Raw genomic sequence first — 13,393 nt, forward strand, 5'->3', positions numbered from 1 at the left:
CCTATTTTCTTTTTTTATAGAAACGCTGAATGTCTATTGTAGGATCTAAAGCTTTGTTGTTTTCTATATAATCGAATAAGTCCTTTGCCATTGCTGGCCCGAGCATTACGCCACGGGTACCTAAGCCATTTAACAAATGTAACGGGCTGTATTTATCATGTGTCCCTATTATAGGCCTTCTATCACGAACGGTTGGCCTTACTCCCCCAAAATGAGAAACAATGTCGAAATCGCAATTGATAATTTCCTCAATACGTTCAACTAATTCGGCTTTTCCTTCTTCCGTTGGATTATCAGTTTTGTCTTTCCAATTGTATGTTGCGCCTACTTTAAACAAATGATTCCCTAAAGGCAAAATAAAGACGCTGGTGTTCACAATTACATCTAAATCTAGTTCCGGTGCTTTTATAATAAAGAGTTCTCCTTTGGTGCCATCTAACGGCAAATCCTGAAAAAATGGATTTGCATGTAAACCAAAACCTTCTGCAAATATTATATGTTTAGCTTTGATGTCTTTGTATTCAACAAAATCATCGTTAACAAACAAAGTATCATATTGAAATGATTCCTGCAGCAATAGTTTTTTTTCTATTAAATACGCCTGATACTTATCCAGTAAAAGTGATGTATCAACATAACCTGTATGCAAAACTTCCCCATAGTCGAAAGGAGAATCTATTCCGAAATACTTTTTGAAGATTAATTTAGTCGAAAGAAACGGAGCTAACAGCGGTTTATCTGAAGCTGCAAACCAGTTATTCTGTTCTTCAATGGAGAAAAATTTTCTTAGAATAGGAAGTTTAAAATTTACTTTAGTTTGCAGCTTAGCTTCAATCTGATTGTAAAAATCTTCCATTAAAACCAATTGTTCTTCTGCTTTCCAAACTTCACTAAAGCGTTTTAAAATAACAGGATTATATAATCCGCCAGCGACCCTGGATGATATTTGAGATTTGTCATCTACCACTAAAATAGATTTGTTGTTTTTAAGGGCAATTTCAACAAAAGAAATCCCGGCTAATCCAGATCCGACAATTATATAATCTAACATGCAGTATAGGTAAAAAATAAAAAAACTCTTACTACAAAAGTACTAAGAGTTTTTGTTATAATGTAATTTAGTCACTTAGTAGTTCCACATATCCTGTTCGAAATTACGAATCTTCTCTTTTACTCTCTCAGATTCTAATAACTGACTTTGGGCATCATCTTTAATATAATCTTTTATGTCACGATCTCCATAGACATTTTCCTCTCTATAAATAACCGAATTAAAACGTCTGGAATTTAGGATTTGGTCAAATGAAATATTGGCTGCAGAATTCTCAATGAAAGCTTTTGCCTCATGTAAAACATCCCTTGCATTAGGAAAGAAAACCCAAAATAACTCGATATAATCTTTCTCGTCACTGTTCATTGTATACACATCAGGGGTCACAGGACAAATACCTATTAGACGATACTTCAATTCACTTTGACGTTTATCAAAATACCAGTATCCTTTAATTTTGTATTGTGTAACATCCTGAGCTGTTAAATCCTGCTTCAGTATATACTCAGAAGGAACTGTTCTTGTAGCTCCAACTGTCTCATCAACATAAGTTACCACTTTCTTTTTACCTGTACCCGTAACTACTTTTTTCTTTACAACACGGGTTTTGTAGTCATCCGGGTATTGGTTAATTAATTCTCTACCGGCATCTGTGGTATCAATACGCGATAACGATCCCTGTATGTCTTTTATCGATTTTTTAGTATTGAAATAACCGTCTGTATAAACTTCAGTTATTCTTCCACTCCTAATCGCTTTGGCCAAAACATCGTAAAGAGAACGCCTGTCCGGACCCATGTTAGCAGTATCTACAGGAAAATATAATGGAAAATTGATTTTCTCATTTAAGTCAATAATCTCCCAGGTTGTTTTTCCCATCAAAACATCTCTGTCATTAACATACCCATAAGCTAATGGTTTATCGTTATCATATATTAACCGGGCAGGAGGCTTTTTACCTATTTGATCAGCTGTTTTTGCATTCAGCAAATTAGATTGCGAGCTCGCGGTAACGCATACCATAAAAACAATAGGCAACAAAAAACTTTTCATCTTCATCATCATATAAATTATTTATAATTGACTCAACGAAGTTTTAATTATTTTATTGTATTTTTCCTACAAAAAATAAATTCAAGAACAGATGAATAGCTTTCAAGAGTAAAGTCCAACAAGAAATTACTTAATTTCTAAATTAAACTCAATCGACAAACTAAACTTTCTATCCTCTTACAAATAGTTCAAAGCAAAATTGATAAAATAAAAAAACTCTTACTACAAAGGTAGTAAGAGTTTTTATTATATTGTAATATAGATACTTAGTAGTTCCACATATCTTGTTCGAAATTACGAATCTTCTCTTTTACTCTTTCAGATTCTAACAATTGGTTTTGTGCATTATCTTTCATGTATTCTTTGATCTCACGATCTCCGTACAAGTTTTCTTCTTTATAGATTACTGCATTAAAACGTCTTGAATTTAAGATCTGATCGAATGAAATTGGCAATGCTGAATTATTGTCGTTAAAAGCTTTTGCTTCATGTAATGCTTCTCTAGCATTCGGGAAGAAAACCCAAAATAACTCTATATAATCCTTCTCATCACTGTTCATCGTATAAACGTCAGGAGTAACTGGACAAATTCCAAGTAAACGATATTTCAATTCACTTTGACGTTTGTCAAAATACCAGTATCCTTTAATTTTATATTGTGTAACGTCCTGAGCAGTTAAATCTTGCTTAAGAATATATTCCGAAGGAACTGTTCTTGAAGCTCCTACTGTCTCGTCAACATAAGTTACCACTTTCTTTTTACCAGTACCAGTAACTACTTTTTTCTTCACAACGTGAGTTTTGTAGTCATCTGGGTATTGGTTGATAAGTTCTCTACCAGCATCAGTTGTATCAATACGAGATAATGATCCTTCGATGTCTTTCATAGATTTTTTAGTATTGAAATAACTGTCAGTATAAATTTCAGTTACCTTACCACTTTTGATGGCTTTCGTCAAAACATCGTAAAGAGAACGTCTATCAGAACCAATATTAGCTGTATCTACTGGAAAATATAATGGAAAGTTGATTTTTTCATTCAAATCAATGATCTCCCAAGTTGTTTTTCCCATCAAGACATCTCTATCATCTACATAACCATAAGCCAATGGCTTATCGTTGTCTGAGATAAGTTGTGCAGGAGTCTTAAGTCCTATCTGATCTGGTGTTTTTGCATTAAGCAAATTCGATTGCGCATTAGAAGCGAAACCGCCTGCGATAGAAACTATAGCTATTAAAAAATTTCTTACTTTCATCATGATATCATTATAAGATATTGAACGTAGTTTTACCTACTTATATTATTGTATTTCGTAAATTACCGGAGCAGTACGTGGCAATAAATAACTACCAGCTCCAACAAGTTTAGTTTTAATTTCAGAAATAGTAACCTGATCTCCTCTTCCAGCTTTAGAAAGAACTGATTTACATTGTGCGTTTAATCTGTTACCGTTAACAACAACTGTAGGTTGTCCAGCAATTTTCAGGTTAAATCCAACAACATCTAAACCAACTTCAAAATCAAAATCAAGTAATTTAGCACCAATAGTAGCAATCTCTAAGTTAGATTTAGGTCCTTTAACAACACCCATTTCACCTCTAATTGTACCTGTTGGACCAGGAATACCTTTAATTCTGAATGATTTCTTATCTGTAACTTTATCACCGTTTGGTAAAGTTCCTGTAACTGAAATTGTAGTTTCAGTACCTGAACCAGGGCTCATGTTATACTTACCAGGTTTTCCAGCAGAAGCTAAACCTGGAGCACTTGCAACAATTTTGTTAGCATCAACACCAGCGAATGATACAGAGATTGGGTTAACAACACCTCTATAAACAACATTCATTTTATCAGCAGAAATAGTAGCTGAATTTGGTTTTGGTACAACAACGTATGTTCCTTTAAATTTCAAAGGAATGTTTTTTCCATCCTCTAAGAAAGTAAATTGTCCATTGATATCCTGTTCTCCAACACCACCAGCAGTTAATGAAATAACAGCTTGTCCGTTAACGATTTGTCCAGGACCCTGGAAAGAAGTTGGTTTAGTGTTTTCGTCATAACGACCTAAAACTACCTTACCTGTAACTTTTTCTCCTTGGAAGTAAGCATTTTTGTCTAAAACAACAATTGCCTGATAATTGCTATAAGAAGCAGCAGCAACCGCAGCTTTTCCTAAAGCAGCACTATATACATCAGATTCCGCTTTTTGAACATCATTTTGCCAAGCTGAAAGTTTAGCTAATGAAGCAACTGCAGGGAAACCTTTGAAGTGGTAAGCTAAATACTTATCTTTTAAACCTTCTTTGTTTTTTACATCAGAAACATCAAATTTCTTTTCAATCTCAGCAACAATAGCAGCATATTTTTTATCTGCTAAAGCAGCTTTCATAGCAGCTTTGTATGCTTCAATTTTAGAAATGATTTCATTTCCTTTTGCAGTATATCCTTCTCCAGTAAACCAGTTGTCGATATTATCACCTTTGTCCATAGACTCGTAAGGTAATTTACCAGTTTCTTTATCAGATTCAAATCCTTTTAAAACATCACCTTTTAAAGATCCGATGTATGCGTAAAATTCTTTTGAAGCTGTTTCAACTTTATGAGCAGTAACTGCAGCGATAGCGAATTCTCCTTTTGCTTCAGCCGCTTTTTGATCTAAAGACATCAATAAACCAGCATTTGATTGTTCAGAAGAAGTGTTAGCGCTTTCAAATTTTTCATTCATTAATCCAAAAGCAGATAAAACTTCTTTGGACATATTCATTGCTAACATTGCGATGAAAACCAGGTACATCAGGTTAATCATCTTCTGTCTAGGGGTTAATTTTCCTCCTGCCATTTTTTTCTAATTAGTTCTTATTAATAAATTTAATATAATAGTTAAAAACTAATTATCCTTTGTTACTCATTGCAGAAAGCATACCACCATAAACACTGTTTAAAGAAGCAATGTTTGCAGTCATTGATTGCATTTGTTCTTTTAATTTAGAAGCATTTTCAGCAATTTCGCTGTTTGCTTGTGCATTTCTTGAAGCACTTTCTAATTGTACTTTGTATAAGCTGTTTAATGACTCCATTTGTGCAGCAGCCATAGACATTTCTTCAGCATATTTCTTTTGTCCTGCAATAGAATCTACTGTTGGAGAAATAGCTTTTGCAGCTCCTTCGAAGTTTTTGATTGAATTTCCTAAGCTTGACATTAATTCACCGTCAATTTTAGCTTCTTTCAACATAGCATCTAATTTTTGAGACAACAATCCTTGGGCGTCAGTTGGAGTCTCTACTTTGTCAGCTTTTTTTCTAGCCTGACCATTAGCTAATTCCGGGTAAACAAGAGTCCAGTCTAATTCTTCATCTACTGGTTCGAAAGCAGAAAGAGCAAAGATTAACGCCTCAGTTACTAATCCAATTGAAAGCATCAACGTTCCTGTTAACGGTCCGATTTCAAAGTGTGTAATTTTGAATAATGCTCCAATGATTACTACTGCCGCTCCCATACCATAAGCGAAATTCATTGCTTTTTTACTTAATAATGCCATAATACTTTTTTTTAGGTTTTAATAAAATAGATTTGATTTGGTTATTGAATTTAATTATAATTTACTTTTTCTTTTTGCCTCCTGTTACCTGAGTCCCCATGTAATCTTGTACAGTTCTGAAACCAATATAACTTCTTGCAGAGTCAGCATATTCGTGATCACGTGTACTTACCTGTAGGAAATAAGCAACGTCTTTCCAAGATCCACCACGAACTACTTTTCTTTGATTGTTTCCATCGATAACGTTTGGATTCATCGTTGAAACATATTCATATGCATTTGGATTGTAAGCTGAATCTGTCCACTCTGAAACGTTTCCTGCCATGTTGTACAATCCGTAACCGTTTACATCGTAAGATTTAGCTTCTACTGTATACAAAGCCTCATCAGCAGCATAATCTCCTCTGCTTGGTTTGAAGTTTGCTAAGAAACATCCTCTGTCACTCTTAGTGTAAGGACCTCCCCATGGGTAAGTTGCAGACTCCAGACCTCCTCTTGCAGCATACTCCCATTCTGCTTCTGTAGGTAATCTGAAAGCATTTACTAAGTCACGTCCTTTTTTCTTAGATTTAATGTAACTGTTTTTGTTTAAAGTTCTCCATGCACAGAAAGCTTTAGCTTGTTTCCAAGTCACACCCACTACAGGATAATCTCCGTAAGCTTTGTGCCAGAAATAATCATTATGCATTGGCTCATTGTATGAATATGCGAAATCCTTAATCCAAACTGTTGTATCAGGGTACACACTAACTTGTTCTGTTTTAACGAAGTCTTTTCTTTTTCCAACTTTAGCTTTTGCAGCAGCCTGAATATCCATCCAAGAATAACGGAATTTCAATTTATTTACATCAATTGTTCTCAAACCATTGTATGATTCTTCAATTGGCAAATACATAGAATCCATTACTTCAGTGTAATACTCATCCGGATAAGCTTTTGTATCTTTAATTAACTTAACTTTTTTGTTTAGTTTTCTACCAGCATACGGATCATCTTTCGTTCCTACACTATAGTAGTTATCATACATATATTTATCATAAGCCGTCATTTTATCCGGCTCAGAATCGTTAAATGCATAATCAGCGATACTACCGCCTTTACTACCTTTATCACCAGTAGCTTTTTGTCCTGTTTCATCAGCCAAAATAGCCAAACGAACTCTCATTGTAGAGTCTTTTACCCACTCCACAAACTGACGATACTCGCTATTTGTGATCTCAGTTTCATCCATATAAAATGAACGAACTGTTACCGTTTTAGTTGGAGCGTCTTCTACATTAGCTAAATCAGCATCTGATTTACCCATAATAAAGGATCCACCTGGAACTAATGTCATTCCATAAGGTTTCTCAGGATGCCATTTCCCTCCTGTAACACCAACTAACTCACCTTTGTCACCTGACTTACCACAGCCGATTACTAGTGTTAATATTGCTGCAAATGCAAAAAACTTCTTCATATAAATTTGGGATTATCTATTCATTATTATAAGTCCGTAAACGTATTTATTATTTATCTAAAAAACAATACTAGTTGCGAAATTTATTTTACCGTTCAAAAATAATGTTAAATAAAATAAAAAAAAAATATTTTATCGACAAACTAACATAAAAAATCGACGTAAAACGTTAAATTTTAAACTATATAAATATTTTCTTACTAAATTATCTTAAATTATTTTTGATAATTTTAAAAATTTAAGATTTTTATTAAAATTATCTTTTATAAAGCATTTTTTCGCTGTGCTTTCCACCATCTTTCTGGCAATTCTTGATTACAAGCGCACAAATATTCGTCGTATGAACACGGTAATAACGTATTTCTTTTCAATTTATTGTTTCCATTCGACACAAAAGGAATTTCGATCCACCAACGGTCTGTTTTGTCACTTTTGTAAAAAATCAACTCTTCATCTTCAAGTGGCACAATGTATTTCAAATAGTTCGTTCTGCTGCCAAAAGGATATTCTTTAGAACGATAGTGATACCCTTCTATAAAATACCAGACAATCTGAGCAATCATTGCAGATTCATGTACTGTACTATTGTGATTAAAAACTCCAAATGATGAAACTTTATCACTAATTCCTGCATATCTTGCTAAAGAACAAATCTCTTTTCCGTTGAAACCATTGGGCTCAAAAGCAACAGTATTTCCTGAAGCTGAAGACTTTACCGAATTCAAATCAATACTCACCAAATCGGCATCTCTAAAAACAGGCTCTGCCAAAGCAATCTTATTTGAAATCTCACCTAAACGATAGGCATCAAAGAACAACTTTTCAATTAAATCAATTTCTTCCTGCGAGTTGTAATAAGTTTGATATCCAATATTACAATAGTTAAACAGGTTATTTGGCTCATCTATAATGATTTTAGTCAAATATGAATTAGCAGAAACTGTTTCATTTTCTTTACCAAAATCAAATCGATTATCAACAGCAACCATGTTTACCATTTGCTCCAAATCATCGTACGCACGATACAAAGCATAGGTTAAATCCTGCGAACCTCCCAGGACTATAGGAATCACTTTATTCTTGATTAAAGCGGCAGTCACCTTTTTTAATGCGAAGTAAGTATCCTCTACAGAATCTCCCGCAAGGATATCGCCCAAATCAGCAATAGAAGCATCCCAGTTACCTGGAAACATACTATACAGCTTTTTACGAACAGCGGTCAGGTTAACTTCATTAACCATATTGATATTCCTGCGATCTTCTAAAACACCTACTACAGCTATCTGCACCTTGCTAATATCAGGGAATTGATCCTGAGTATGCAAGACAATCTTACTACCCAATTCTTGTGAAGACAACGAACTAATGAATTGAACAATTCCGTCGTTAACTGGTTCTAGAAAATCAAATTCCATTTATTATTTCTTTTTAGCAGCTGGTTTTTTAGCTGGAGCTTTCTTTGCTGTTGTTGCTTTTTTTGCTGGTGTTTTCTTTGCCGGAGTCTTTTTGGCGATCATTTCCTGAACTTCAGCCAATGTTAATTTCGTTGCATCAACATCTTTACTTAATTCAATTTTGATCTTTCCTTTTGTAATAACAGAACGACCCCAACGTGCTTTTTCAACCAGAATCCCTTCGTCTTCCCAATTGTGAAGCACTTTATCAATGTTTTTTTGTAATTTATCTTCAATCAACTCCTCAACATCCGCTTGTGATAAATTATCAAAATTGTATTTTTTGCTCACGTTTACAAAAAGACCATTCCATTTGATGAACGGACCAAAACGCCCCACACCTTTTTGAACTGCTTCTCCTTTGTAAACTGCAATTGGTGCATCAGCAAGTGCTTTTTCATCAATTAACTCCTGAGCTCTTTCTTTTGTAACCGCCAATGGATCTTCGCCTCTTGGTAATGAAATAAAAACGCTTCCATGACGCACATAAGGTCCGTAACGCCCATTACTTACTTCCACTTCTTCTCCTTTATATTCTCCTAAATTTTTAGGTAATAAAAATAAATTCAAAGCATCTTCTAAAGTAATATTTCCAATATTTTGATCGGCCATTAAACTGGCAAACTTTTTGTCTTCATCATCTGCTTCTCCAATTTGAGCCATCGGACCAAATTTTCCTAAACGAACAGAGACTTGTCTTCCATCTGCATCTTTACCCAGAATTCTTTCACCGCTTTCTCTTTCAGCATTTGCTTCAACATCTTTAACATTTGGATGAAACTTATCATAGAATTCCTGCATCATGGTTGCCCAGTCAATATTTCCTTCTGCGATTTCGTCAAAATCCTGTTCTACTTTTGCTGTAAAATTATAATCAAGGATATTTCCGAAATTCTTAACAAGGAAATCAGTAACGATTGTTCCGATATCTGTAGGAACTAATTTTCCTTTATCAGAACCTGTGTTTTCTTTCAGCAACTTCTCTCCTACTTTATCAGCTTGTAAAGTAAGTTGTGTATAATTACGTTCCTGACCTTCCAATGTTCCTTTTTCAACATAGTTTCTGTTGATGATAGTCGAAATAGTTGGTGCGTACGTAGACGGACGACCAATTCCTAATTCTTCTAATTTTTTCACCAACGAAGCCTCTGTATAACGTGCAGGTGGTCTTGAATATCTTTCTGTAGCTGTAATATAATTGTTAGCTAGCTTTTCGTTTACTTTTAAGGCTGGCAACATTCCTTCTTGTTCTTCCTCATCATCATCATGTCCTTCAAGATATACTTTAAGGAAACCTTCAAAAAGTAAAACTTCTCCTGAAGCTGTAAAAATTTCACTGTGATTATTCGCTTCAATTTTTACGTTTGTTCTTTCTAATTGAGCATCGCTCATTTGAGATGCTAAAGTTCTTTTCCAGATCAAATCATACAAACGAGCCTGATCGCGGTCAATGTTTACCGTGTGGCGCGACATATCAGTTGGACGAATGGCTTCGTGTGCTTCTTGTGCCCCTTTGCTTTTGTTAGCGAAAGTTCTCGGTTTCGAAAACTCTTTTCCGTATGATTTTATGATTTCAGCTTCAGCAGCATCCATTGCGTCTTTAGAAAGATTCACACTATCCGTTCTCATATAAGTAATAAGTCCGGCCTCGTATAAACGTTGTGCAAGTTGCATGGTGATTCCTACTGGCAAATACAATTTTCTGGCAGCTTCCTGTTGAAGTGTAGAAGTTGTAAAAGGTGCTGTTGGAGATTTTTTGGTAGGTTTAGTTTCTAAATCGGCTACCTTATATTTAGATCCGATGTTTTGTTTTAAGAAATCTTCGGCTTCTTTTTTAGTATTGAAATTTTTTGGCAATTTAGCTTTGAAAGCTTTTCCTGCTTCATTCACAAATTCTGCTACAATTGAATAACTGGCAACTGCATTAAAATTTTGGATTTCGCGTTCTCTTTCTACAATCAAACGAACAGAAACTGATTGCACACGTCCGGCAGAAAGTCCGCCTTTAATTTTTCTCCATAAAACCGGAGACAATTCGTAACCTACTAAACGATCTAAAACACGACGAGCCTGTTGTGCGTTTACTAAGTTATAATCAATTTCTCTTGGATTGTCAATTGCTTTAAGAATCGCTGATTTGGTAATTTCGTGAAAAACAATTCTTTTGGTTTTTTTAGTATCTAGTTTTAATTCTTCCGCCAAGTGCCATGAGATGGCTTCTCCTTCGCGGTCCTCATCACTTGCTAACCAAACCATTTCGGCATTTTTAGATAGTGTTTTTAGTTTACTTACCAGGGCTTTTTTATCAGGAGAAACTTCGTATTTAGGTTTAAATCCATTCTCTACATCTACTCCTATTTCCTTTGATGGTAAGTCGGCTATATGTCCATAACTTGACTCCACCTGAAAATCACTTCCTAGAAATTTCTCTATCGTTTTCGCCTTTGCAGGTGATTCCACTATTACTAAATTCTTTGCCATTGATCTATTTTTCTGCAACAAAAGTAGAAGTTTTTTTTAAATATCAGCCTTGATAATGCATTTTTGAGTTATTTTGATATTATGTTTCTAAAAATTGCAGATTTATCTGTAATCTCACCTATTATATATATAGGTATAATTTTAAATGGATTATGTATCAAGAATGTGCTTTTCTATAGAATTTTAGATTTCAGACTTTAGATTTTAGATTATTTAATCTACATGTATTTCGTGCACTAAATTTAACCGCAAAGGTCGCAAGGGTTTACGCAAAGGTTGCCAAGCTTTAGTTAAACTGAAAAATTTCAGAGGAATTTCACAAAGCTTTGAGATGATTTTTACCTTTAATTTACAGATATACATCTTAGATTTTAGGGTTATTTCTAGCCCAGATTGCAGTGTAAAGCCCGGAATAAAAAAAGCTAATTTTTCTTGCCAGAAAACAGCGACCGGAGGAAGCTCGTTTTATGGCTTAGAAAAATAGCTTGTTTTATGAGGACTTGAAACGGAAAGCTGGAATAGCTTCTTAAATAAAAATTCAACCACAAAGTCTACAAAGATTTACACAAAGTTCGCTAAGTTTTATTTAAGCTGAAAAGTTTCAGAGGAAGTTCACAAAGCTTTGAGAATAACTTTGAGTTTTAATCTTCTGGTTAATATTTTAAATTCCTTACTTACATTAAAAAAGATCTTTTACGGCTCCTACAGGTAGATCTAAAATGTTAACTCTAAAATCTAAAATCTTTTCTCTGCCATCTTGTCATATTTATACCTTTTGCGTTATCTTTGCACTTTGAAATTATACAATGGAAAAGATTATTGAAGAAAGCAAGCAGGGCGAAAGTCTTGTTTTGGAGAATAAACCTGAGAATACAAAAAAACTTTTTATAGAAAGTTACGGTTGTGCGATGAATTTTTCGGACAGTGAAGTTGTAGCTTCTATTTTATCGATAAACGGATATAACACTACACAAACCCTTGAAGATGCTGATTTAGTTTTGGTTAACACCTGCTCGATTCGAGATAAGGCGGAGCAAACTATTCGTAAGCGTCTGGAAAAATATAATGCGGTAAAACGTATTAACCCGAAAATGAAAGTAGGCGTTTTGGGCTGTATGGCCGAGCGTTTGAAAAGTCAGTTTCTGGAGGAGGAAAAAATAGTCGATCTTGTTGTTGGACCTGATGCTTACAAAGATTTGCCGAATTTATTGGCAGAAGTTGAAGAAGGCCGCGACGCCATCAATGTAATTTTATCGAAAGAGGAAACCTACGGAGATATTTCACCGGTTCGTTTGATGAGCAACGGAATTACGGCTTTGGTTTCAATCACACGTGGTTGTGATAATATGTGTACGTTTTGCGTAGTACCTTTTACACGTGGACGTGAGCGTAGCCGTGAACCGCAAAGTATTATGACTGAAATTCAGGATTTGTGGGATAAAGGCTTTAAAGAAATTACACTTTTAGGACAAAACGTTGACAGTTACCTTTGGTACGGCGGCGGTCTGAAAAAAGATTTTGTAAACGCTTCAGAAATGCAAAAAGCAACTGCAGTTGACTTTGATCAATTACTGGAAATGGTTGCGGTTGGTTTCCCAAAAATGCGTATCCGATTTTCGACTTCGAATCCGCAGGATATGCACGAAAGTGTTTTACATGTTATTGCGAAATATCCAAATATCTGTAAACACATTCACTTACCGGTTCAATCTGGAAGCAACAGAATTTTAAAAGAAATGAATCGTCTGCACAGTCGTGAAGAATACATGACGTTGATTGATAAAATCAGAACTATTATTCCGAATGCTTCGATATCGCAGGATATGATTGCCGGATTCCCAACAGAAACTGAAGAAGATCACCAGGATACCATGAGCTTGATGGAATATGTAAAATATAATTTCGGTTATATGTATTCGTATTCTGAGCGCCCGGGAACTTTGGCAGGAAGAAAAATGGAAGATGATGTTCCTGAAGAAACTAAAGCGCGAAGATTACAGGAAATTGTAGACTTGCAACAAAAACACGCCTGGTTTAGAAGCGAAGAATACGTTGGACAGGTAGTAGAGGTTTTGGTAGAGAAAGTTTCGAAAAAATCAAAAGAAGAATTCTCAGGAAGAAACTCTCAAAGTATTACGGTTGTTTTCCCAAAAGAAAACTATAAAATTGGAGATTTCGTAAATGTAAAAATTGAAAGCTGTACTTCAGGAACATTGAAAGGAACAGCCGTAGGTTATTCTGAAATGAACTAAAAATTAGTTTCAGGTTTCAAGTTTCAGGTTCTTTACGTAACTTGAAGCTTGAAACCTGAAACAAAAATATATAAGCACGGGGTTAAAAGTTAAATTTCAGTTT

The 13,393-nt window shown here is 34.8% G+C and carries 9 protein-coding genes; 1 reads left to right on the forward strand and 8 read right to left on the reverse strand.

The features are described from left to right. Position 1: 1 nt before the first annotated feature. The 8 genes from IRZ99_RS16545 to topA form a co-directional block, all read right to left on the reverse strand. The gene (locus tag IRZ99_RS16545) at positions 2 to 1,051 is read right to left on the reverse strand and encodes an FAD-binding oxidoreductase (protein WP_194658320.1); all 1,050 of its coding nucleotides are present in this window, start codon (positions 1,049 to 1,051) and stop codon (positions 2 to 4) included. Between the two features lie 75 nt (positions 1,052 to 1,126). Continuing rightward, positions 1,127 to 2,110 carry a gliding motility protein GldN gene (gene gldN, locus IRZ99_RS16550; RefSeq protein WP_194658353.1) on the reverse strand — a complete coding sequence of 328 codons (984 nt, stop codon included), beginning with the start codon at positions 2,108 to 2,110 and terminating at the stop codon, positions 1,127 to 1,129. A 260-nt stretch (positions 2,111 to 2,370) separates the two neighbouring features. Further along, positions 2,371 to 3,360, reverse strand: coding sequence for a gliding motility protein GldN (gene gldN / locus IRZ99_RS16555; protein ID WP_194658354.1), 990 nt, complete (start codon positions 3,358 to 3,360; stop codon positions 2,371 to 2,373). A 45-nt stretch (positions 3,361 to 3,405) separates the two neighbouring features. Next, the gene (gldM, locus tag IRZ99_RS16560; RefSeq protein ID WP_194658321.1) at positions 3,406 to 4,944 is read right to left on the reverse strand and encodes a gliding motility protein GldM; all 1,539 of its coding nucleotides are present in this window, start codon (positions 4,942 to 4,944) and stop codon (positions 3,406 to 3,408) included. Positions 4,945 to 4,996: 52 nt separating this feature from the next. Continuing rightward, entirely contained in the window at positions 4,997 to 5,644 is a 648-nt protein-coding gene (gene gldL / locus IRZ99_RS16565) for a gliding motility protein GldL (protein WP_072975224.1), read from the reverse strand. Positions 5,645 to 5,705: 61 nt separating this feature from the next. Beyond that, positions 5,706 to 7,103: a gliding motility lipoprotein GldK gene (gldK, locus tag IRZ99_RS16570; protein ID WP_194658322.1), complete on the reverse strand. Its 1,398-nt coding sequence runs from the start codon at positions 7,101 to 7,103 to the stop codon at positions 5,706 to 5,708. A gap of 263 nt (positions 7,104 to 7,366) precedes the next feature. Next, entirely contained in the window at positions 7,367 to 8,518 is a 1,152-nt protein-coding gene (locus tag IRZ99_RS16575) for a formimidoylglutamase (RefSeq protein WP_194658323.1), read from the reverse strand. Between the two features lie 3 nt (positions 8,519 to 8,521). Then, entirely contained in the window at positions 8,522 to 11,038 is a 2,517-nt protein-coding gene (topA, locus tag IRZ99_RS16580; protein ID WP_194658324.1) for a type I DNA topoisomerase, read from the reverse strand. A gap of 806 nt (positions 11,039 to 11,844) precedes the next feature. Between topA and miaB the strand changes: the two genes are divergently transcribed. Beyond that, on the forward strand, positions 11,845 to 13,290 hold the full coding sequence (gene miaB / locus IRZ99_RS16585; RefSeq protein ID WP_194658325.1) for a tRNA (N6-isopentenyl adenosine(37)-C2)-methylthiotransferase MiaB: 1,446 nt from the start codon (positions 11,845 to 11,847) through the stop codon (positions 13,288 to 13,290). The last annotated feature ends 103 nt before the right edge of the window (positions 13,291 to 13,393 follow it).

It is taken from the genome of Flavobacterium sp. LC2016-12, from assembly GCF_015351595.1.
Taxonomy (GTDB): Bacteria; Bacteroidota; Bacteroidia; order Flavobacteriales; family Flavobacteriaceae; genus Flavobacterium.